Origin of the sequence: Microcystis sp. M061S2, assembly GCF_020245605.1 — a bacterium.
Taxonomy (GTDB): Bacteria; Cyanobacteriota; Cyanobacteriia; order Cyanobacteriales; family Microcystaceae; genus Microcystis.
This window is the reverse complement of the sequence record NZ_JADBUP010000015.1, coordinates 53,782-74,128: the sequence shown is the minus strand read 5'-3', so window position 1 is coordinate 74,128 and position 20,347 is coordinate 53,782. Positions and strand designations below refer to the sequence as shown.

Sequence of the window (20,347 nt, the reverse complement as noted above, 5' to 3'; positions counted from 1 at the left end):
TTAGCCATAGTTTTCCGTCAAAATTCGATTTTGTCTCTTAAAACCCTGATTAATCGGTTTTTAGAGCTAATTTTGACTCTTGGTCTAATCTGCCTGTCTTCCTTGCTGTGACTGACTTACAAATTTTTGGAGATGTCTAAAGAATAAGAGAGCAGAAATTAGACAGTGGCATCAATTTGGGCGAGGATTGCTGTGGACAACTGACAAAGTTGTTGATGACAAGGACCATTACTAGCCATGATCCCCCCCCATTGCCGCACATCGCCGCGATTATAGCGCACTGGTTGACCGTCAAAATAGGAGAATTTGCCGCCCGCTTCCGTTAAAACCAACTCTGGAGCAGCAAAATCCCAGTCTTTAGCCGCCGATTTCCCCGATAGGGAGATATAAACATCGGATTTTTGTTCGAGGATCGTGGCAATTTTACAGCCCACACTAGCCACATAATTTTTACCGAAGAAGGGTATTTGGCTTAATAAATTATCAAAACGTTGGTCGCGATGGGTACGACTAACCACCAGATAGAGATCGGTAATTTTATCTTTATTGGCAACTTTTACCTGTGTAATATTTCCGTCGCTAGTTTCTAGAAAAGTACCTTTTCCTTTTTGGGCAAAATAGAGTTTTTCTTGATCCGGTAGGGCAACCACGGCGATGATCGGTCTTCCCTGATAACATAAAGCGATATGTAGGGCATATTCTCCCGTTTTGTTGATAAAATCGCGGGTTCCGTCCAAAGGATCGATAATCCATACCCAATCTTTCGGGATAGCTTCATTACCCTGATGGGTTTCCTCGCTTAGATAACCAAAGTCGATATCCGAGAAATTTGTTTGTAATTCCCCTAAAATATAGTGATTTGCCGCTAAATCCGCCGCCGTCACCGGTCCGCCTTTTTTTTCCTCGTTGACGGCTAAATCCTGTTCACCCCGGTGGTAGGATTGGAGAATTTTAGCACCACCCCAACCGACGGCACGAGTCACAGCTAAAATGCGATCGAGTGTTTCGGTATCTTGACAGGTTAAATTAATCATAAAATAGCCTCAGTTTTTCAGACCTATTATCTACTAAATTGAAAGACTGGCATCTTAGCTTATCATCCCTTGCTTCCTAGCTCCTGACTGGCTTAATTTTGCCCTTGCCAAAAATAATCGGCGGGTTTTTTGGTTTCTGCTGGTGATGATTGAGGAGCGTCTCCCAAGAAAACCGAGCGCTGGCTGACGCGATCGCCTAATCTTCTTTGGACTCGACTGGGAATGCCGTAACCGTAGGCAATATGACCTTTTCCTGCTAGGACGATAATCTGATATTCGGGATGAGCTTGCCAGAATTTAGCGATCGCATCGGCCATGGTTTCATCCCAGAGGACCTGTGCCAGAAAAAAGCGATCGAATCCCTGACTTTTGCCCCCCGTGTGTTGCTGATAAACGGCTAAGATCTGTTGACGGTACTCCTCGTTATCCTGGTTTATTTCGCTTTTAGGGGGAATGTAGGTCATTTCTGAGGTGGAGAGGCTTTCTAAGCCCTCCCGTGCCACTTTTCTAGTGATTTCCGTGGGTGTATTGAGGGCGATCAATGGTAGTTTTTTCGCCTTGGCCAAGCGCAGGATCGGGGCGTAAAATTCCCAATCAAATCCCCAACGTTGGTCGTATTCACTTTTTTCTCTCAACTGATTTTCGCTAATTTTGCCGGCTAAATACTGATCCAAATAGATTTGGTAAGGACGTTGAAACATCTCAAAAGCGATCGCTATTTGGGGATTATTAGCCTGTAAATACTCGATAATAGCTAATTGGGCCTGATGATCGCCTTGGCTATCGTGCCTTTCTCCCAGATAAATAATCTCGGCTGTTTTTAAATCTGCCAGAATTTGTTTTTGGCTATTAGTAAAACTCCAGGCCCGGGGCAGCAAAATAAACAGTAAGCAGAGGGCAAGGAAAACAGGAAAAAAGCGTCGAGAGAATTTCATCTTTATTAAAGGCCTTTTAAAAAACTGATCTTAACCGAAGCCAAGACAAAAAGGGTGAGCAATGCCCACCCGAAAAAATTTTCAGAGAACCTTTCTGGTTTAGTAGGTTTCTACGTGCCAGCGATGTTCTTTTTTCAGTTGTTTCTGATAGACAGACCAATCAGCGCCATTTTTAGCGGCGGCACCACTGATAGCATCGTCGATACCATCTTCCATCCCTTTCAGTCCGCACATATAAGCGTGGGTTTTGGGACTTTGGAGTAGATTCCAGATTTCGTCAGCGTGTTCGGCTACCCGGTGTTGAATATACATTCTACCGCCCTGGGGATTTTGCTGTTCCCGGCTGATGGCATAGGTGAGACGGAAGTTATCGGGGAATTCCGCCGCGATTTTCTCTAATTCTTCTTGGTAGAGAATATTGGCCGTTTTGGGAACTCCGAAAATCAACCAAGCTAGACCTTTGAATTTATAATCTTCGTGTTGTTCCTTGAACATCCGCCAGAGGAAAGCTCGGAAGGGAGCGATTCCCGTCCCAGTGGCCATCATAATGATAGTGGCATCTTCATCACCCGGTAGCAGCATTTCCTTACCCACAGGGCCGGTAATAGCCACATCGGCACCCACCTCTACATTACAGAGATGGGTGGAACAAACTCCATAAACCGTTTCCTTGGTTTCTGGGTGTTGGTATTCTAACTGACGCACGCAGAGGGATACGGTTTTATCGTCTAATTTATCACCATGACGGGTGGAGGCGATCGAATAGAGTCTCAATTTATGAGGTTTGCCATTAGCATCGGTCCCCGGGGGGATAATACCGATACTTTGCCCTTCTAAATAGCGTAAATCGCCCCCAGAAAGGTCAAAGGTGACGTGTTGTACGATGCCGATACCTCCCTCATCAACGAGAGGATAATTCTCGATACATTTGCCGATAAAGGGTTGATTCGGACGGTAGATGTTGACGGGGATATCTGTTTTTTCTTTCGCTTGGGTCATGGCCTTTTTCTTGGTCTGTTCGGTGACGGGCGATGATTGAGCGATTGGCTGTGGTGTGGAGGCACTAGAAACAGTTGCTACGGGGGCAATCCCATTTAAGGGTTTGATGCTGACGATACGACCACCTAAACGGGTAATCCGACGCATTTCTTGATTCATGCGACTGTAGGGAACCGTGAAAAACACGCTTCCACTCTGACGGATTGAATAATCCAAGCTGTCAGTATTGTCGTTTTGATTGAGACCCGCCACTTCGTAAACAAATAAACGGTTTCCCGCTAGTGTACTCGGACTGTACATTAAATATAACTCCCAACTCAAGTCACGATAATCGTTCCATAGTTTAGCCTACCATCGGTACACTACACCTAGGCCTAATTGAGAGTTATCTTAAAAAAACCACAGACATCGCTTTTATCTTTTTCATCAGGATAGGTCAACTCTCTGGTTAAAATCTGTTACATTTGCAGCATTTTTACTTTTTATTAAGATTTCTGCTACTTTTCCCCATTTATGCTAAAAATCCCCCTGGTTGGCCTGATGAGGACAAGAGCGGGGGACAGATATTAGCAATAATTATTTTTTCAACTACTCGGCCGCAGCAGCGTTTAAGGGTTTAATGCTGACGATGCGAGCGCCTAAACGGGTAATCCGACGCATTTCTTGATTCATGCGGCTATAGGGAACGGTCAAAAAGACACTGCCACTCTTACGGATAGAATAATCTAGGTTATCAGTATTGTCATTTTGACTCAAACCGACGACTTCATAGACAAAAAGGCGATTTTCTTTGGCACTAGAGAGACTTTGCATCGAAATGGCTCCTACATTGATGTTATAGTTCTCTAGTTTAGCCTAGCAGGGAGACTAGCAATCTAGTTAGGGTTTGCGGCAAAAAGTTTCTCGTGGGGCCAGGGTGTGGGGTGTAGGGTGTAGGGTGTAGGGTTGTACCCATTTTCATCTGGTAAATTACCTAATTTTCAGGGAAAAAGTCCCTGAATTTTCCCCCCGATCCCTCCAATGGCTGGCACCTTTTGATTTTCCAAAAGTCTAAACGTCTTACCCAACAAGGTTTTTAGATTTATTCAGCCAACCCTAGTTAATGGCCGATTTACGGCCGTTTATTGTACCATGACACTCGATCGCAAGTGTCCACAGGCCGCATCGGCGGCTAAACCTCTGGAATAACGGACAGTAACGGCGACTTTTTCCTGTTCTAAAATAGTTTTAAAAGCCTTAATTCTCTTTTGATCAGGCCGTTGATCATCCACCTCCTGAATGGGATTAAGTGATCACTGTTAATTGTTTGAAGATCAGCCTGCTGATAAGTCGCAACGCTACCTCCTTGATCTAGTGTAGTCGATTGATGTCCTACTACTTATCATCCCCGATGATTTCTCGCAGGTCTTGATTGAAGTGAAAGTGGGTAATATACACTCCTTTAGGGGTCTGTAAAGTGATAAACTCTATAAACAAAGAATCTTGTTCGTGGCGAAGTTTCAAGAAAAAACGTCTTAAAAACTTATTCTGGGGATAGATAAGTTCTTGCAGGAAAATAGATTGTTTACAAGGTCCACTAGCTTGAGTGTATTGTTTGAGAATTTTTTTCATTTGTAAACGGGATTCCTCCCAGATATGGACATCCCTTCTAGCTTGTTCGGCCGATTCAAAAAAATCCTCATGATCCTTGGCGAATTTAATCATGCTATCTACCCACACATCAACTGCACCACCAGTATTGCCCGCTAGATACAGTTCCAATCCTTGACGAACAGGCACAGGAAGTTGTGCCATCTCCTCATCATCAATTACGATCAAGGTGGGTGTGGTTGATTCTTGGCTGACAAGTAGCGGTTGACTATAAGCTACCCCAGGAAAACAATTAAAAACCGCTAAAGTTCCTAAAGCTGCAATTGCTAATATTTTACTTTTCATGATCCTTACCCCCGAACTCGAAGAAATTACCAATAGTCGAGTTACTGCGGCTGACAAATACTAAAATTTACCCCTCTGAAAAAATTCCGCAACGGGATAACCAAAACCGCTAGTTAAAGAAGCACAATTAACAGTTATTTGCCCTACTGTTGAGGTGTTACTCGATAACCATCCCGATCTTGATTAAATTTTACAATTATTAACAAACAACACCGCTAAAACTCCTCTGTTACTCTAATTATAACAGAGAAAACTGATGATAGAGTAGTGAACAAATCAAGTTTATTTGACCATGACGCTCGCTCGTAATTGTCCACAGGCCGCATCGGCCGCTAAACCTCTCGAATAACGGACAGTAACGGCGACTTTTTCCTGTTCTAAAATAGTTTTAAAAGCCCTGATTCTTTTTTGATCAGGCCGTTGATAATCTACCTCTTGAATAGGATTATAGGGGATGAGATTGACGTGGGATTGAAAACCTTTCACCAGTTTGGCTAATTCCCCTGCGTGTTCGGGTAAATCATTCACTCCCGCTAAAAGAATGTATTCAAATGTCACCCTTCGTCCCGTGATTTGAACATATTCCTGACAGTCTTGGATCAGATTAGTTAGGGGATAATGGTCGGCACTGGGGATTAATTTAGCTCGAACTTGTTGATTAGAAGCATGAAGACTAACAGCAAAAGTTACTTGCAAATTATGTGCCGCTAGTTGCTTGATTTTATGGGGTAATCCCACCGTCGAAATAGTTAAACAACGCTGACCGATACCCATATCTTTATTAAGGCAATGAATCGCTGTCACCACTTCGGGAATATTTAATAAAGGTTCCCCCATCCCCATAAACACCACATGACTAACTCGCTGTTGAAAATCCTCCTGTACTGTTAACACTTGGTCAACGATTTCATGTGCTTTTAAATTACGAGTAAAACCCCCTTTTCCCGTGGCACAAAAATCACAGGCCATCGGGCAGCCCACTTGCGAAGAAACACAGACTGTCAATCTTTTTTCACTGGGAATTCCCACCGCTTCGATAATTAAACCATCCGCCAGTTTTAGCAGATATTTACGGGTGCGATCGGGTGCTACACTGCGATAATTTATGAGGGAACGACCGATAGGATAGTCTGCCATCTTGCTGCGCCACTCTTGGGGAAATACGGAAATATCCGCCAAAGAATGCACCCCTTTTTCGTATAGCCATTGGTGTAATTGTTTCCCCCGATAAGCGGGTTGTCCCTGGTCTTTTACCCAGTCCGTCAGTTCCTCTAAAGATTTCGCTAGTAAAGTCATAATTATTATCTTTGATCACCTTATCATTCTAAACGATCGATCATCCCTAGTAGCAAAACCGTAACAAAATTGTATTGATTAATTGACATTTTTTCCCTTTGCTCCTTCTCTAGTCTTTGTTCGTCAATTAAATACTTAAGTAGTCGTGTAAAATTAATTTCTTGGTTAGGATAGGCAAAAGGCAAAAGCTTTATCGAAATGTGTAGTTAATTTTGCTTAGGTACTTAAAACTATAACTTAAACTGAGCCTGACGACAAAAATAAATCTAGTCTTAAGCTTGATCTTTTTTACCTTTCATTTAACTTAACTGTTCAAGGGGAACTGTCAGCGCCATAATGATCGATGGACTTCGATCGAGAACAGAAATTTTATGAGTTGCCAGCAAAAAAAGTCAATATGGGGAAATAAGGAGCTATTCAGTTGTAAAAGCAATATTTAAGCGAAAATTTATGAAAATCGCTATTTTATCGCAAGACGCTTCTCTTTATTCCACCAAGCGACTGAAAGAAGCGGGAGAAGCTCAAGGCCATGAGGTACGAGTGATCAATTATTTGCGCTGTTACATGAACATCACCTCCCATAAACCCACGGTTGTCTATAACGGTAAACCCTTGGAGAGTTTCGACGCAATTATTCCCCGTATTGCCGCCTCAAAAACCTTCTATGGAACCGCAGTCGTCCGACAATTCGAGGTGATGAATGTTTTTACTGCCAACGACTCGCAAGCAATTTCTCGGTCGCGGGATAAATTGCGTTGTCTGCAAATCCTGGCTAGGGAAGGGATAGGTTTACCGGTGACGGGAATTGCTCACGCAACTCAAGATATCGATGGTTTAATCGAAACCGTCGGCGGCACCCCTCTGGTGATTAAATTATTAGAGGGAACTCAAGGTATTGGGGTAGTCTTAGCGGAAACAGACCAAGCAGCCAAGTCAGTTATTGAAGCTTTTCGGCAACTAGAGGCTAATATTCTAGTACAAGAGTATATTAAAGAGGCCAGTGGGGCAGATCTGCGCTGTTTTGTCATCGATGGAAAAGTGGTAGCCTCGATGAAGCGACAGGGGGCCGAAGGGGATTTTCGTTCTAATCTTCACCGCGGTGGCAAAGCAGAAAAGATAAAATTAACCCCAGAGGAACGCAGTACGGCTATACGGGCCACTAAAGCCATGGGTTTACGGGTTGCGGGTGTGGACTTATTGCGGTCCAATCACGGGCCTGTGGTTATCGAGGTTAATTCCTCTCCCGGTTTAGAAGGAATAGAAGCGGCCACCGGTGTGGATGTGGCTAAAAAAATTATCGATTTTGTCGCTAAAAATGCCACCCTAGTCCTCAATCGCGATCGATATCAATATTAGCTGGAGAGACCGATGGGAATTCAGGAGTCAGGGGTCAGATGTGATTTATCAGTCGGCAAATACACGGACGCTATCGGGAATAATCGATAGTTTTACCTTTGTACCGATGTCTAATTGGGTGTTAATCGTTGTTCTAGCGTGGATTTGGCTGCCGGTGGCCGTTAACAGACAATAACGGTATTCCCGCCCCAAAAATTGGCGATCGCAAATAACCAGCTCTCCCGTCTCATCCGGTTTAATTTTGACATCTTCCTCTCTCAGCATCAATTCCCCTTTGTCCAAATCTTGACCATCGGCAATTTCCCAGACTCCTATCTCGGTTTGCCATTGTTCCCCCTTCCGTCTAGCGGGGAGAAAGTTAGCTTGGGTGACAAACTCGGCCACGAATCGCGAGGCCGGATGACTATAAATTGCTTCGGGATTGTTAATTTGTTCTAATTTTCCTTGACAAATGACCGCAATTGTGTCACTGATCACCATTGCTTCCTCCCGGTCGTGGGTGACAAAAATGGCCGAGATGCCGGTCGCTTTGAGGATATGACGGATCTCGTGCCGTAACCGTTGCCGTACCTGCACATCGAGATTACTTAAAGGTTCATCTAAGAGGATTAAAGAGGGTTTTGGGGCTAAAGCGCGGGCGAGGGCGACTCGTTGCTGTTGTCCTCCCGATAGCTGATGGGGATAACGTTTTTCTAGTCCTTGCAGTCCGACTAAATCCAAAGTTTCCGCCACCCTGGCGTTAATAGCTTTGCTCGATAATTTCTCCCCAGAATTTTTTAACCCAAAGGCGATATTGTCAGCGATGGTTAAATGGGGAAAAAGAGCGTAATCCTGAAAAACCATGCCCGTATTGCGTTTTTCCGGGGGAATAAAGGTTTTTTCGTCGGCAACTATTCGCCCTCCCAATTCAATCACTCCTTGAGATGGTTTTTCAAATCCCGCAATCATCCGCAGTAGAGTGGTTTTACCGCAGCCCGACGGACCCAATAATCCGAGAATTTCGCCCTCTGTTAAACTAAAACTGATATTATCGACAGCTAGAGTAGGAGAAGCGGGAAAACGCTTGTTAACCTCGGATAAACGCAGAATGACAGACTTTTTCATGGTGGGAAAGACAATCGCCCAGTCAGTGGCAGGGCTATTTACTTAAGAATTATTCCTAATTAGTTCACTATTATTGTTTATAACATCTCAGTGGACTAATTAGGAAACTTTCTCAAAAATTTCATGCTCACACCTGAAGATATTATTCTCGTTCCCCGGGGGGCCGAGCATAGCTCAATCCGTCGAGGATTAAGGACAATCGGCGATTTAGCCCCGCAAATTATCCCGATTAACCTTGGCGCTCCAGAATTCCTCGACAGTTCCCCAGTCTCTAAGCTATCTCTAGAATTTCTTAATAAGCTCACAGGAAAAATTGTGCTGATGGGATTAGCGGGCAGTCTCAGCGATCGCTATCGGGTCGGAGATGGGGTAATCTATCAAGGTTGTGGCCTAGAAAAGGGGAATTATTGGCAGTGTGAACCGGAAATAACCGCAGAAATCGCCCAATTAACCGGATATAGTCTCGTTAAAGGTTTAACCAGCGATCGCCTGATTAGCCAGTCCGAGGAAAAACGACGTTTAGGACAGGGGGGCTATGAGGTGGTAGATATGGAAGGAGCAAGGATTTTAGCAGCTTTATCGGGGCAAAAAGTGGCAATTGTGCGCGTGATTAGCGACGAGGTGACACAGGATTTACCCGATTTAGCCCCGGCAATTGATAATCAAGGTCAGCTGCTACCATTGCCCCTAACTCGACAAATGTTAATCCGTCCTGTCCCGGCCTTCCATTTGATTCAAGGTTCCCTAAAAGGTTTATCCGTACTAACTCAGGTGGCGCGAAGGTTGTGCGGCAGTAATTTTTAAAATTTGCTTGCAGATTATTTTTTTTCTGTGCTATAGTGGTTAAGCTAAAATCAAGCGGATGTGGTGGAACTGGTAGACACGCACGTTTGAGGGGCGTGTGGCTTACGCCTTGCGAGTTCGAGTCTCGCCATCCGCATAAACTTTTATCTGCCCTCTGACAAGAATTGCCCTTGTCACCTATCGTCAGGGATGGATATTTGGCCATCAAAATTTCCTAACTCATCCTTTCAGGTGGCTTAGGTTTGACTAAGTTTAGTTAAGCGGTTACGAGTAGCGATTTAGCCAAAGCACTAGGTCGTTTAATGCCGTAAAATCCAACAAAGCCTCAGCCAAGGACTCTAATTGCTCGATTTCTAGAGCCTGAATCTGGGCAGCCAACACCTCATCCACCGCACCAAAGCGACGTTGCAACAGACGCAAAATCAGGGCAGATTCTCCTTCCAGTCGTCCTTCCAGTCGTCCTTCCAGTTGTCCTTCCAGTCGTCCTTCCAGTCGTCCTTCCAGTCGTCCTTCCAGTCGTCCTTCTTCCTTGGCTTCACGATATACCCTTGTATCTGCCAATTGTAGTCCTAGCATTGCTTCCACCTCCTGCCGACTCAAGTTAGTAAATTTATAGACCATAATTGTGGCAATCATTTCTATTATGGCGCGACTGGCTTCTGTATCTGCAATTTGCTCTTGGGTTCGTGCCAGTAAATAGCGAGCTTTTTCTGGTGCTTGGGTTTCTTCCACAGTAGTGAGTACCATCAAGGCAACTCCTAGGGGTAACTGCTGAATTTCGCCTAATTCGTTGAGATAAATTCGATGCACCTGATGACAATTGAGCAGCGCCCGGTAGGGATGGGAATTACTTTGTTCTAGGCTACGAGTGGGATAGATGACAACAATTTGCCAATCGGTAAATCGTTCTCGCTGACGATAAAAATACAAAAATGATTCACCAAATACCCTTTCATAAAGTCGTTCGTCTTTTTGAAATTGCACTTCGCAAAAATAGATCACCCCGCTACTATCATTATCGGGTGGCAGGAATACGCCATCGATCTCAAATTTGGGTTCTTTGACGGCTACGGAGTCAAAGCGGTATTCGGTGGCATTATCTGGTGGGTTTTCCAGTAAATCGAAGAGAAGGGAGGGGGATTGTTGAAAAAGCAGGTAAAATATCGAGTCTCGTTTCATTATGATCGGGATTGCACCATAGCTCTTTGCCGATCTTCCCATGAAACCCCTCAAAAAAGAGAGAGGAAACCCGCGTCTCCTCTCCCTGGGACATTATTTCCTCGCTTTGCGGACAGCACCCCCTAACATTAAACCGCCCAGTGTGATATAACCAAGAAGGCTAGAGGGTTCGGGGATTTCTAACACAGGCACTTTCAGGACAGAAGACATTCCATAGAGACGACGCGTATTTGTTCTATTGGTTGTATTGTTGAAAATCCAATTGGCAGTTGTTAGATTGGTGAGACCAGTCATCGCAAAACCAGTCGTGCCGCCAAGACCATTTGTGTCTGTTGTACCAGGAGACACCACTCCCGATTGATTCGTTCCAGTCCAAACAGCCGCCCCTGCTGTTGGTGTTGTTGCACCACTCTGAGTTACGTTAATCGATCGTATTATGGAGCTATCCCAGAGATCGGTATTATTGTTGGCGACCCGATTGCCATCTATGAGGTAGATGGGGACACCCGGACTCGATGGATTAGTCCCTGTATTATCACGAGCATTGACTGCGACAATAGAACCTGAAGCTCGCGTAGAAGCGATCGCAGTCCAAGTGGTCGTATTCGGGTTAAATCCTGCCGTTGTTAAAGCCGTAGCAAGAGCGCTTCCTGTTACCTGGTTGGTGACAAAGGTATTGTAGTCGGCGATGTTGAAGCTTGTTGCATCCCGTGTGCCGTCAGTGACAAACACCAACCGATACTGAGCGCCAGGAGCCAAGCCGGGGCGGGGGGTACGACCACCAAAGCAGCTTGTGCCGCACTAGCCGTTGCTAGAGTCGCCAGGGCAACTCCAGAGACAAAGCAGAGTTGTTTTATTTTCATGAAAAGAAAAGGGTTAATGGTAAATGGTTTGAGTGCGTGACATTTCGATTCGGGTTAAGCAATAGGGCAACCCAAAACAATGACAAGCGAATGCTCAAGGAGAGCATACACACTTCCCCCCCCGCATTGTATCAAACGCTACAATTTAATAAATATTTACATTCCTTTCCCCTAGGGCTTACGCCCCTTGTATATTGGAGAAGTGGTAGGGTGTAAGTCTTTTCTTCGAGAGGATTTGCTGATCACCGGAACCCCAAGAGAGCCATCTGATCACTTATAAACTGTTGACTATCCAAATTACTCGTTAAGACTGCATTAGAGGTAAATATTTCATGAGCCAAACCATCACACCTTCTTCCTTAAAAGCTAGTTTAGCCCCCAATCCCACTAGAGCAGCAACGGTGGACGATGGGGGAAATGTGCTAGGGGAATTTCTGCAAGAAACTCTGGCCATGACTAAACGTCTGTTCATCCAATTACAACGTCGTCCTTCAACCCTAATCGCGGGGGTAATTCAGCCCTTTATGTGGCTGATTTTATTTGGGGCATTGTTTTATAAGGCTCCCCAGGGTCTATTCGGCAACGATCTCAGTTATGCTAAATTTCTCGCCCCCGGGGTGATTGTCTTTACCGCTTTTTCTGGGGCCCTCAATGCCGGTTTACCGGTAATGTTCGATCGAGAATTTGGCTTTCTTAACCGTCTCTTGGTAGCACCTTTAACCACTCGGTACTCGATCGTGGCCGCTTCTACCATCTATATTATCGCCCTCAGTTTCATCCAAACCGCCTCGATCGTGGCTGCTAGTGCCTTTTTAGGGGCAGGATTGCCTAGTTTAGCCGGATTAGGTGCGATCGCTTTGATTGTTTTCCTAATAGTTTTGGGGATGACTGCCTTAAGTCTCAGTTTAACCTTTGCTCTGCCCGGACATATCGAATTAATCGCCGTCATTTTCGTCACCAATTTACCGCTTTTATTTGCCAGTACCGCCCTCGCTCCCTTAAACTTTATGGCAGATTGGTTACAAGTAATCGCTAGTCTCAACCCTCTTACCTATGCGATCGAACCGATCCGTTATATTTATTTCAATCAGCACTGGTCTTTTGATAGCATAGTCTTACAAACCCCTTGGCTTGACCTCAATTTCTTGACAGTTTTAGCCCTGCTCTTCGCTTTTGATCTGCTAATCCTTTTGGCAATTCAGCCCTTACTTCGTCGTCGTTTTGCTTAAATCAGTTATCAGTTATTAGTTATTAGTTTACTGATAACTGAAAAGCTGGTAACTTTCTCACAACCAAAAACTAGACAAGTAAGTAGTTATAATTAAATTGAAGATAGATTTTGCCTCTGATCCCCCCTGCCCCCCTTGATAAGGGGGGTGCCTGACAACTTTTAACACCTACCCACTTAATTTTCTGAGGAGTCAGATTATGAATACTCAAAAAATGTTGATCAAATCGTCTTTATTCCTAGCTACTATTTTATTGGTCGGGGCTGATTTTAGTCCGCAAGTGTTAGCTCAAAGCTTGAACCCCAGTCAACCGGACTATCAAAAAAATGAACGTAGTTCCGATGGCAGGGATGATCTCGGTGGTTTTAATCCTTTAGACTTGATTCATAATAGTAATTTTCGTCGTAGCCGGGACGGATCGGAATTTCAGGAAGACACCCTCAATAATATCAACGAAGCGGCCGAGGAGTTTAAACGCAAGCAAAGGGAACAACTGGAAAATCTACAAAATCCTGCCCCAGAAGCCAAATAAAACCTTTTTGCTAGTATATATGATCGCTAAGTGCAGATGATCTGAGAAAGACCGATAACTGAAGAGCATTGGGGGGTTTATCTTACACGAATTTATATTAAACTTAGGATTGGTTTATTGAATTATCGTCTTATTAAAACTGTGGAAGTAATGGAAATCGGGCAAAAAGTCAAGGTCTGTCGCTTAAGAGACCGCGTTAACTCGGATGTAGCGGGTAAATTGGGTAAAGTGGGTGTCATCAAAAACTTTAAGATGACCGATGGCAGCGGTGTTGGTGCTGTTGTCCAGTTCGATGATAAGACCGCTACTTGGTTTTTTGAGGATGAACTCAAACTCATCTAAATACAACGCTTAGGAATTAACTATGTCCTTAATTTTGACCTTTTTGGGCAAGGGGGGCAGCGGTCGCAGTACAATAGCGATCGCTTCGGCGAAGAAAATGGCTGGTCTGGGGTCAAAAGTTCTCTTGATCGGTCAAGATTCCGGTCCTGCTTGGGGATTACTCCTCAAGGCCTCCCCTAGCTCCTCCATTACGGAAATTGCCCCCAATCTCTCGGTTGTCCAGCTTAGTAGTACACAATTACTAGAAAAAAGTTGGGAAGAAGTCAAGGAATTGGAAAAGCAGTATTTGCGTTCTCCCACCTTGAAAAACGTTTATGGTCAAGAGTTGGGTATTTTACCCGGAATGGATCAAGCTCTAGCTTTAAATTTCCTGCGGGAACAGGATAAAAGCGGAAATTACGATGTCATCATCTACGACGGCAGCGGAGATATCAACAGTCTGAGAATGTTGGCGATTCCAGAGGTAGGTGGCTGGTATTTACGGCGTTTTCGGCAGGTTTTCAGCGATTCTGAGATCGGTCGCACCCTTTCTCCCTTTTTCCAACCGATTGCCGCTGCCGTGCTGAATTTCTCCTTTAATCCCGACGGTTTAGGGAAGAAGGCCGATAATAACATTTTAGACGAGGGACGTTCCGCTTTAGCCGATCCTCGGCGAGTTTTAGCCTATCTAGTCACCAATGATGAGCCAATTGCGATCGCAGATGCCAAATATCTTTGGGGTGCGGCGCAGCAAATCGGTTTAAATGTGGGGGGAGTGATTTTTAATCGCTGTCAGAGTGCTACGGAGGATTTTGCCCCGCTGCCGGCGGCGATTTTACCCGACCGTCAAGGAGAAGATTGGCAGGAGTTAATCGCCGAGTTACCCAATTTTCTCACGGTGCAGCCGCCCAAACCGTTAATAATCGATCCGGCAGCTGGTCAGGTCAAGGTTTATTTACCCGGATTCGAGAAAAAACAGGTAAAACTGACGCAATCGGGTCCAGAATTAACCATCGAAGCCGGGGATCAACGGCGTAATATTGATGTACCACCGCCTCTGACCGGACGAGGGGTAAAAGGGGCAAAATTCCAAGACGGTTACTTAATTATTTCTTTTTAAGGGATTATGTCAAACACCGAGATAGAAAACAAGGATAATCGAGCGGCCAAAACTCGCCAATTATTGGGCATGAAAGGGGCCTCATCGGCAGAAACCTCCCTCTGGAAAATCCGCTTACAATTGATGAAGCCGATCACTTGGATTCCCTTGATTTGGGGGGTTGTCTGTGGGGCTGCTTCATCGGGGAATTATACTTGGTCTTTAGAAGATGTCTTAAAAGCGGCCACCTGTATGTTACTTTCCGGTCCGTTGATGACTGGTTATACCCAAACTTTAAATGATTTTTACGATCGAGAAATCGATGCAATTAATGAACCCTATCGTCCGATTCCTTCGGGGGCAATTTCTATTCCGCAAGTGGTCGGCCAGATTTTGGTTTTATTAGCAGCTGGGTTAGGAATATCTTATCTTCTCGATCGCTGGGCCGGTCATGATTTCCCGATCATGCTCTGTTTAACCCTATTTGGTTCTTTTATTGCCTATATTTATTCAGCGCCACCCTTAAAATTAAAACAAAATGGTTGGCTAGGAAATTATGCCCTCGGTGCTAGTTATATAGCATTACCTTGGTGGGCAGGTCACGCCCTTTTTGGTCAGTTAAATGGGACAATTATGCTCCTAACCCTCATCTATAGTCTGGCGGGTTTAGGCATTGCTGTGGTCAACGACTTTAAAAGTGTGGAAGGTGACGAAAAATTAGGCTTAAAATCCTTGCCAGTTATGTTTGGAATTACGACCGCTGCTTGGATTTGTGTGATTATGATCGATGTTTTTCAAGCAGGAATTGCGGGCTATCTGATTAGTATTCATCAGAATCTTTATGCCGCTATTTTACTGTTATTAATTATCCCTCAGATCACTTTCCAAGATATGTATTTTCTGCGGGATCCGCTCAAAAATGATGTCAAATATCAAGCCAGCGCCCAGCCTTTTCTAGTGTTAGGAATGTTGGTGACGGGTTTGGCTTTAGGTCAGGGGATACTCTAAAAGATTGTAATTAATAAAAACAGGAAATATCCAGTTGACGGGACATTATCGGCTTGAATCGGGCTTCTGTTTACGGTAACTTAAAAGGTCAAGAGGGGTGAAAATGGATTTTCGGTTCGATCCCCCCTTAATCCCCCCTTGATAAGGGGGGTGCCGATCCCGCCTTGATAAGGAGGGTATCTGACAATTTTTAATACCTACCTACTTAGCTCGATCCCTAGTCTTTTCGTTACAATCAAGAGGGAATCGATGCGGGGGAGAAGATTACTTTTTTTTCTTCCCTCCGATTCAGTATTCTTGACGAACTAATCAAGAATAGTTTCTGTTTAACAAGATTGATTGAGACAAGTATCTCGAACCTAGTCACCATGAGTAATACCAGTAATTTTCGTCAAGCTTTACGCGAGGCTAAAAGCCAAGCTCTTATCGGCCCTAATGTTATCCCCAAGGCCCTGCCCTATCTCGGTGGCGGTCTAATTTTGACTGCGGTGGGAACCTATGGCGGTTTAGGTGTGATCCAATCCTATCCCCAGATTTTCTTCCCGACTTTCTTTGTCGCCCTGGTTGCCGAGATTATTTTATTTTTTGTCGCGCGTAATACTGCCGAAAGAGGCAATACAGGCACTGCTCTGCCCCTGCTGACTCTCTATAGCCTTCTTTCTGGCTATACTCTCAGTGGAATCGTCTATGTGGCCCTAGGTACTTCCGGTGTTGGTTTGCGAGGTGTAGCAATTGCTGCCCTCGGTTGCGGCATCGCTTTTGTGTTGGGACGGAATATCGGCTCGAATCTGTCGGAAAAAGATGGTTTGGCGCTGACTCAAACCGTGAGCATCGGTATTCTCGCTCTTTTTATTGTTCTCATTGGTCAGCTAATTTTCTTTATCTTTACTGGTGCTAATCCCGCCTGGTTAGAAATCGCTATTTCTGGCATCGGGGTTTTCTTGTTTGCTGGCTCGGCAGTGGTGGACTTTTACATCTTGCCCCGTACCTACAGAGATGAGCAGTATCTCAGTGCTGCTTTATCGATGTATTTGACCTATATCAACCTATTTATCTTTATTCTGCGCCTTTTAATCGCTCTTAACGGTCGGGATTAGGGCAAATAGGGGGGAGTTAGAAATTAGTTACACCCTAAGTTCTAACTCCGCTAGAATAGTGAAGAAATGTAAACGGCCTGTAAAGATTATGACTGAACCACAACCGACTCAAACCCCCAAATTAGAAGATCCCAAATTTGGCTTTAATGACTATGCCGAGCGCCTCAACGGTAGGGCTGCTATGATTGGTTTTGTGATCACCCTGTTGATCGAGTATCTAACTGGCCAAGGTCTGTTATCTTGGTTAGGGTTACAGTAGTTTTTTAGGCTTTTTTAGGCATTCTAGGGGAAATACAGTCTTGAGTGTTAGTTAACGCATACAGGCTTGATGATTTTCCCCATAGAATCCTTGCAGGACCGAATCACCTCGCTGTTGTGGTGTACCGTGGGAGCGATTAGGGGCCTCAAAATCGCCCACTTCCGAAGCGGCTTCCCCTAGAAGTTTTCCCGCTAGTATATAATCCTGTTTGGATAAACCTCTAGCTTCGGTAAATAACCAAGAAAGGGTATCTCCCGCTAGACAATCGGCCTGTAATTCAATGCCGATGCTCATCCCACCTTCATCGATGCCACCGATACCCCGATTCCACTGAACAGCGTGAGCGGCCTCGTGAGCGACGGCGTAAAGGGGAAATAGGGGATTATCGCTAATACCAGTAACTTGCTGGAGATTGACGTAAACTGTATTATCTACAGTGCAGAAAGCCGCTAGGGAAATTACACCGCAGGGAGTGGTTATCGGGCCATTGCTTAACAAATATTTAAAATTGATCTGGTGTAATTGAGCCGTATATTCAATTACCGCTTCTAGGGCATCCCTAATATCGTCTGCTTGCGCTCTCTGGGCTAGAGGGGATAAAATCAAGAGGGAACTACAAGAAACAGCAGATATCAGGGATAATAACCGTTTACGGCCAGAGTTAGGTTTCATGATACTAACAAAGTCGGGAGTGAGGGGGAAGTTTAATTAATCTGAATTAGCCTAGTGCTATGATCACAATTCTAAAAGCTATATCTAAGACTTCCAGAGAAAATACAGAATTTACGCAGCTTTTGATCGAAGTTTACAGAATTTCTCGTCAAGGCTGAGGAAATTAATTTGGCAGGACTACTTAGGGTCTGCTGAAAAAGTTTTTCGTGGGTGTGGGGTGTGGGGTGTGGGGTGTAGGAATTATGAATTATGAATTGGAAATTGGGGAGTTTTTTGCTGTGAACTGATAACTGATAACTGATAACTGATTAAAGTACCATTTCTCTGGTGGCCTCTGCATCTATGGGTTTAATCAGATACAATCGCAATAGATCCCCGACGATACCTAACTGTAAGGGTAACTTACGGACTGTTTTTAGCCATTGAGGAGCGCTACTTTCATCGATCGCTTTTAATTGTAAATTACGTTCGGCACAACGGTTTAAACGGGGGAAAAATTGGGGATGGTCCACATTTAAAATGGTGGGAAAAGCGCGAGCGGAAGTATTATTAGTCTGGCGAATTACCTCTTGATCAAAAGCGATCGCATCTATTCCCAAAGCATCATAAAAGTCTGAGCGTTCGCGTACAGTTAAACTATGGGTAGCAAAGACGGAAAGCAGAAAAAAACGACTCCATAATCTCGATCGCCAATTATTCCACAATTGTGGTTTAGCTCGCAGCAAGGTTTTAAAGATATCTCCGTGGCGATTTTCGTCCTGACACCAACTCTCGAAGTAATTAAAGAGAGGATTAAATTTATACTGGGGATGTTCTTCTAAATGACGATAAATGAGGATATAACGCCAATAACCGATTTTTTCGGAGAGATAGACCGTATATAATACCCATTCAAGGGGGAAAAAGGTGTAGGTACGGGTTTTGGTAATTTTGGCTAGATCAAGGGAAATATTAAAGTCAGCCATGGCTTTATTGAGAAATCCTGCATGACGCGCCTCATCTCTAGCCATAAGATGAAATATCTCTCCTAACAAGGGATTACGGCTTTTGAGTTGTCGTGACAGTTCCTTAAATAACAAAAAGCCAGAAAATTCGGAGATACAGGAGCGTTCTAGGTAATCTATAAAGGCATTTCTCGTTTTTTCATCGAGATTGTCTTGATAGTTCTCAAATTCTTGCTGACGTTCAAAGTGATGCCGGTTATAATCGGTCCGCATCTCCTCTAACATCGCTTTGATTTCGGTTTCTTGCTCAGAAAGGTCAAAATTAGCGGCAGCCTCAAAATCGGTGGTATAAAAACGAGGGGTGAGGATAGTTTCGCGCAGAACAGCTTTTTTCTGGGAGGGAGGTTCGACGGTAGTGACCATGATGGAAATTACTTGACTACATAGCTATATAGGATTTTAAACATAAATAGGTAAGCCAATGATAATTATTAAGTTTTATCAATATTTTGGGCAGTAGTGAGTAGGGGATAAAGACAAGTTGGCGAGCCGATTAGGGAAATAGGGAGTAGAATAGAAAGGTTGTGAGTCTATAACTATCGTTAAAATACTATGGCTTGTCCCAAGAAGAAAACCTCAAATGCCAAGCGCGACCAACGGAGAGCGCACTGGAGAAAGCAAGCGGCTCGGGAAGCGCAAAAAGCCTTATCTTTGGGTAAATCTGTTCTTTCTGGTCGTTCTAACAGCTTTGTCTATCCCACTAAAGAGGAAGAAGAAGGGGGAGACGAGGAATAATATTCCTATCGGTCTTCAGTTACCCGAAAAATTAGGACGGTTTAATGACTTGATGGTGGGGAGTGAGGTATAGAAAACCTTTTCGCTCCCTAATATTTTAAGATTTGTTTAGGGTTTTCGTTGTGAGTCTCAACTAATGTTAGGCAAATTCTTTAAAAAACCAGAATCTCCCGATCAAGACCGAGTTCCTCCGGGCCAATATCTCGCTAGTGGTTTTCCTGTGCTTACCTACGGAGATACTCCCCAAATCAAGACCGAGGAATGGTTATTCAAGGTTTGGGGAAAGGTGGCCACGACTAAAATTTTTAACTGGTCGGATTTTATGGCCCTACCGCAGTGGGAATTTACTAAGGATTTTCACTGTGTCACCCGTTGGTCAAAATTAGATGTGACTTGGACGGGAATTAAGGTATCGGATTTTATCACCTTAATTGACCTGTTGCCGGAGGCTACCCACGTCATGCAACACTGTTATGGTGGTTATACCACTAACCTCACCCTAGAGGAATTCCTGCACGAGGATAATTTTTTCGCTTTTCAACTGTTTGGTCAACCTTTACCCCCCGACCACGGTGGTCCGCTGCGTTTAGTTGTCCCCCATCTCTACGCTTGGAAAAGTTCTAAATGGATTAATGGCTTAGAATTTCTCGATCGAGAGCAATTGGGTTTCTGGGAACTTAATGGCTACCATCGACGAGGTGATCCCTGGTTAGAGGAACGTTATGGCGGTTTTTGACGAGTTTTGTCTTAAAATAGGGTAATATCAGCAAACGGAAGTTACCCCCCACAAAAGATCATTTGGGTTTCCTTTTTTTGTACCCATGTAATTGAAGTTTTCCTAAGGTTTATAGGGATAGAAAGAGTCCCTCATAGAAATTCCCCCGAA

The 20,347-nt window shown here is 44.3% G+C and carries 22 protein-coding genes, 1 tRNA gene and 2 pseudogenes; 12 read left to right on the top strand and 13 right to left on the bottom strand.

The window, feature by feature from the left end; genetic code table 11:
- Positions 1 to 158 precede the first annotated feature (158 nt).
- The 8 genes and pseudogenes from IM475_RS02435 to IM475_RS02400 form a co-directional block, all read right to left on the bottom strand.
- Positions 159 to 1,034: a 3'(2'),5'-bisphosphate nucleotidase CysQ family protein gene (locus IM475_RS02435; protein ID WP_287726564.1), complete on the bottom strand. Its 876-nt coding sequence runs from the start codon at positions 1,032 to 1,034 to the stop codon at positions 159 to 161.
- A 92-nt stretch (positions 1,035 to 1,126) separates the two neighbouring features.
- On the bottom strand, positions 1,127 to 1,969 hold the full coding sequence (locus tag IM475_RS02430) for a ChaN family lipoprotein (protein ID WP_287726563.1): 843 nt from the start codon (positions 1,967 to 1,969) through the stop codon (positions 1,127 to 1,129).
- A gap of 99 nt (positions 1,970 to 2,068) precedes the next feature.
- The gene (gene cpcD/petH / locus IM475_RS02425) at positions 2,069 to 3,268 is read right to left on the bottom strand and encodes a bifunctional rod-capping linker CpcD/ferredoxin--NADP reductase PetH (protein WP_287657716.1); all 1,200 of its coding nucleotides are present in this window, start codon (positions 3,266 to 3,268) and stop codon (positions 2,069 to 2,071) included.
- A 288-nt stretch (positions 3,269 to 3,556) separates the two neighbouring features.
- Positions 3,557 to 3,781: a rod-capping linker protein CpcD gene (gene cpcD / locus IM475_RS02420; RefSeq protein ID WP_002732223.1), complete on the bottom strand. Its 225-nt coding sequence runs from the start codon at positions 3,779 to 3,781 to the stop codon at positions 3,557 to 3,559.
- Between the two features lie 308 nt (positions 3,782 to 4,089).
- Positions 4,090 to 4,254, bottom strand: a pseudogene (locus tag IM475_RS02415) (dual-specificity RNA methyltransferase RlmN); the annotation flags it as partial.
- A gap of 88 nt (positions 4,255 to 4,342) precedes the next feature.
- On the bottom strand, positions 4,343 to 4,903 hold the full coding sequence (locus tag IM475_RS02410; protein ID WP_287726562.1) for a hypothetical protein: 561 nt from the start codon (positions 4,901 to 4,903) through the stop codon (positions 4,343 to 4,345).
- 282 nt (positions 4,904 to 5,185) lie between these two features.
- On the bottom strand, positions 5,186 to 6,199 hold the full coding sequence (gene rlmN / locus IM475_RS02405; protein WP_287726561.1) for a dual-specificity RNA methyltransferase RlmN: 1,014 nt from the start codon (positions 6,197 to 6,199) through the stop codon (positions 5,186 to 5,188).
- A 23-nt stretch (positions 6,200 to 6,222) separates the two neighbouring features.
- Positions 6,223 to 6,384, bottom strand: coding sequence for a hypothetical protein (locus tag IM475_RS02400; protein WP_287657721.1), 162 nt, complete (start codon positions 6,382 to 6,384; stop codon positions 6,223 to 6,225).
- Positions 6,385 to 6,649: 265 nt separating this feature from the next.
- Between IM475_RS02400 and rimK the strand changes: the two genes are divergently transcribed.
- Positions 6,650 to 7,555 (top strand): 30S ribosomal protein S6--L-glutamate ligase, encoded by a 906-nt coding sequence (rimK, locus tag IM475_RS02395; protein ID WP_002776181.1) that lies wholly within the window; start codon positions 6,650 to 6,652, stop codon positions 7,553 to 7,555.
- 48 nt (positions 7,556 to 7,603) lie between these two features.
- Here the strand turns inward: rimK and IM475_RS02390 are convergent, their stop codons facing one another.
- A complete protein-coding gene (locus tag IM475_RS02390; protein ID WP_287657723.1) occupies positions 7,604 to 8,659 on the bottom strand; it encodes an ABC transporter ATP-binding protein in 1,056 nt (351 codons plus the stop codon).
- 123 nt (positions 8,660 to 8,782) lie between these two features.
- On the opposite strand from IM475_RS02390, the gene IM475_RS02385 reads away from it, so the two are divergent.
- Together IM475_RS02385 and IM475_RS02380 are read left to right on the top strand one after the other, a co-directional pair.
- The gene (locus IM475_RS02385; protein ID WP_287726560.1) at positions 8,783 to 9,463 is read left to right on the top strand and encodes a nucleoside phosphorylase-I family protein; all 681 of its coding nucleotides are present in this window, start codon (positions 8,783 to 8,785) and stop codon (positions 9,461 to 9,463) included.
- 54 nt (positions 9,464 to 9,517) lie between these two features.
- Positions 9,518 to 9,599: transfer RNA gene (locus tag IM475_RS02380), tRNA-Leu, on the top strand.
- A 128-nt stretch (positions 9,600 to 9,727) separates the two neighbouring features.
- Here the strand turns inward: IM475_RS02380 and IM475_RS02375 are convergent.
- Complete coding sequence (locus tag IM475_RS02375) at positions 9,728 to 10,642, bottom strand: Rpn family recombination-promoting nuclease/putative transposase (RefSeq protein ID WP_287726559.1); 915 nt, start codon at positions 10,640 to 10,642, stop codon at positions 9,728 to 9,730.
- A 93-nt stretch (positions 10,643 to 10,735) separates the two neighbouring features.
- Positions 10,736 to 11,505: pseudogene (locus IM475_RS02370) on the bottom strand (PEP-CTERM sorting domain-containing protein).
- A gap of 332 nt (positions 11,506 to 11,837) precedes the next feature.
- Here IM475_RS02370 and IM475_RS02365 point away from each other — a divergent pair.
- The 7 genes from IM475_RS02365 to IM475_RS02335 all read left to right on the top strand — a co-directional run bounded on the left by IM475_RS02365 (position 11,838) and on the right by IM475_RS02335 (position 17,050).
- A complete protein-coding gene (locus IM475_RS02365; protein WP_002781901.1) occupies positions 11,838 to 12,734 on the top strand; it encodes an ABC transporter permease in 897 nt (298 codons plus the stop codon).
- Positions 12,735 to 12,933: 199 nt separating this feature from the next.
- Entirely contained in the window at positions 12,934 to 13,266 is a 333-nt protein-coding gene (locus IM475_RS02360) for a hypothetical protein (protein WP_287726558.1), read from the top strand.
- A 150-nt stretch (positions 13,267 to 13,416) separates the two neighbouring features.
- Positions 13,417 to 13,608, top strand: coding sequence for a cytochrome b6f subunit PetP (gene petP / locus IM475_RS02355; protein WP_002742483.1), 192 nt, complete (start codon positions 13,417 to 13,419; stop codon positions 13,606 to 13,608).
- 22 nt (positions 13,609 to 13,630) lie between these two features.
- Entirely contained in the window at positions 13,631 to 14,707 is a 1,077-nt protein-coding gene (locus IM475_RS02350) for a Get3/ArsA fold putative tail anchor-mediating ATPase NosAFP (RefSeq protein ID WP_287726557.1), read from the top strand.
- A 6-nt stretch (positions 14,708 to 14,713) separates the two neighbouring features.
- Positions 14,714 to 15,694, top strand: coding sequence for a chlorophyll synthase ChlG (chlG, locus tag IM475_RS02345; protein ID WP_287726556.1), 981 nt, complete (start codon positions 14,714 to 14,716; stop codon positions 15,692 to 15,694).
- Between the two features lie 368 nt (positions 15,695 to 16,062).
- The gene (locus IM475_RS02340) at positions 16,063 to 16,791 is read left to right on the top strand and encodes a Bax inhibitor-1/YccA family protein (protein ID WP_287726555.1); all 729 of its coding nucleotides are present in this window, start codon (positions 16,063 to 16,065) and stop codon (positions 16,789 to 16,791) included.
- An 88-nt stretch (positions 16,792 to 16,879) separates the two neighbouring features.
- On the top strand, positions 16,880 to 17,050 hold the full coding sequence (locus tag IM475_RS02335) for a CAB/ELIP/HLIP family chlorophyll-binding protein (protein ID WP_002742489.1): 171 nt from the start codon (positions 16,880 to 16,882) through the stop codon (positions 17,048 to 17,050).
- A 51-nt stretch (positions 17,051 to 17,101) separates the two neighbouring features.
- On the opposite strand, the gene IM475_RS02330 is transcribed toward IM475_RS02335, so the two are convergent.
- Positions 17,102 to 17,722 (bottom strand): neutral zinc metallopeptidase, encoded by a 621-nt coding sequence (locus IM475_RS02330; protein ID WP_287726554.1) that lies wholly within the window; start codon positions 17,720 to 17,722, stop codon positions 17,102 to 17,104.
- 308 nt (positions 17,723 to 18,030) lie between these two features.
- Entirely contained in the window at positions 18,031 to 19,089 is a 1,059-nt protein-coding gene (acsF, locus tag IM475_RS02325) for a magnesium-protoporphyrin IX monomethyl ester (oxidative) cyclase (protein ID WP_287657736.1), read from the bottom strand.
- Positions 19,090 to 19,278: 189 nt separating this feature from the next.
- Between acsF and rpmF the strand changes: the two genes are divergently transcribed.
- Both rpmF and IM475_RS02315 read left to right on the top strand, forming a co-directional pair.
- Positions 19,279 to 19,461 carry a 50S ribosomal protein L32 gene (gene rpmF / locus IM475_RS02320; RefSeq protein WP_002737202.1) on the top strand — a complete coding sequence of 61 codons (183 nt, stop codon included), beginning with the start codon at positions 19,279 to 19,281 and terminating at the stop codon, positions 19,459 to 19,461.
- 136 nt (positions 19,462 to 19,597) lie between these two features.
- Complete coding sequence (locus IM475_RS02315; protein ID WP_002737593.1) at positions 19,598 to 20,197, top strand: sulfite oxidase-like oxidoreductase; 600 nt, start codon at positions 19,598 to 19,600, stop codon at positions 20,195 to 20,197.
- The last annotated feature ends 150 nt before the right edge of the window (positions 20,198 to 20,347 follow it).

Bases quoted from the DNA above. Each gene is read 5' to 3' on its own strand.
- cpcD/petH (WP_287657716.1), bottom strand. From the start codon at position 3,268: ATGTACAGTCCGAGTACACTAGCGGGAAACCGTTTATTTGTTTACGAA.
- IM475_RS02330 (WP_287726554.1), bottom strand. From the start codon at position 17,722: ATGAAACCTAACTCTGGCCGTAAACGGTTATTATCCCTGATATCTGCT.
- IM475_RS02365 (WP_002781901.1), top strand. From the start codon at position 11,838: ATGAGCCAAACCATCACACCTTCTTCCTTAAAAGCTAGTTTAGCCCCC.
- IM475_RS02385 (WP_287726560.1), top strand. From the start codon at position 8,783: ATGCTCACACCTGAAGATATTATTCTCGTTCCCCGGGGGGCCGAGCAT.
- IM475_RS02390 (WP_287657723.1), bottom strand. From the start codon at position 8,659: ATGAAAAAGTCTGTCATTCTGCGTTTATCCGAGGTTAACAAGCGTTTT.
- IM475_RS02315 (WP_002737593.1), top strand. From the start codon at position 19,598: ATGTTAGGCAAATTCTTTAAAAAACCAGAATCTCCCGATCAAGACCGA.
- IM475_RS02360 (WP_287726558.1), top strand. From the start codon at position 12,934: ATGAATACTCAAAAAATGTTGATCAAATCGTCTTTATTCCTAGCTACT.
- IM475_RS02340 (WP_287726555.1), top strand. From the start codon at position 16,063: ATGAGTAATACCAGTAATTTTCGTCAAGCTTTACGCGAGGCTAAAAGC.
- IM475_RS02350 (WP_287726557.1), top strand. From the start codon at position 13,631: ATGTCCTTAATTTTGACCTTTTTGGGCAAGGGGGGCAGCGGTCGCAGT.
- IM475_RS02375 (WP_287726559.1), bottom strand. From the start codon at position 10,642: ATGAAACGAGACTCGATATTTTACCTGCTTTTTCAACAATCCCCCTCC.
- IM475_RS02430 (WP_287726563.1), bottom strand. From the start codon at position 1,969: ATGAAATTCTCTCGACGCTTTTTTCCTGTTTTCCTTGCCCTCTGCTTA.
- IM475_RS02410 (WP_287726562.1), bottom strand. From the start codon at position 4,903: ATGAAAAGTAAAATATTAGCAATTGCAGCTTTAGGAACTTTAGCGGTT.
- chlG (WP_287726556.1), top strand. From the start codon at position 14,714: ATGTCAAACACCGAGATAGAAAACAAGGATAATCGAGCGGCCAAAACT.
- IM475_RS02335 (WP_002742489.1), top strand. From the start codon at position 16,880: ATGACTGAACCACAACCGACTCAAACCCCCAAATTAGAAGATCCCAAA.
- rimK (WP_002776181.1), top strand. From the start codon at position 6,650: ATGAAAATCGCTATTTTATCGCAAGACGCTTCTCTTTATTCCACCAAG.
- IM475_RS02435 (WP_287726564.1), bottom strand. From the start codon at position 1,034: ATGATTAATTTAACCTGTCAAGATACCGAAACACTCGATCGCATTTTA.
- petP (WP_002742483.1), top strand. From the start codon at position 13,417: ATGGAAATCGGGCAAAAAGTCAAGGTCTGTCGCTTAAGAGACCGCGTT.
- rpmF (WP_002737202.1), top strand. From the start codon at position 19,279: ATGGCTTGTCCCAAGAAGAAAACCTCAAATGCCAAGCGCGACCAACGG.
- cpcD (WP_002732223.1), bottom strand. From the start codon at position 3,781: ATGCAAAGTCTCTCTAGTGCCAAAGAAAATCGCCTTTTTGTCTATGAA.
- rlmN (WP_287726561.1), bottom strand. From the start codon at position 6,199: ATGACTTTACTAGCGAAATCTTTAGAGGAACTGACGGACTGGGTAAAA.
- acsF (WP_287657736.1), bottom strand. From the start codon at position 19,089: ATGGTCACTACCGTCGAACCTCCCTCCCAGAAAAAAGCTGTTCTGCGC.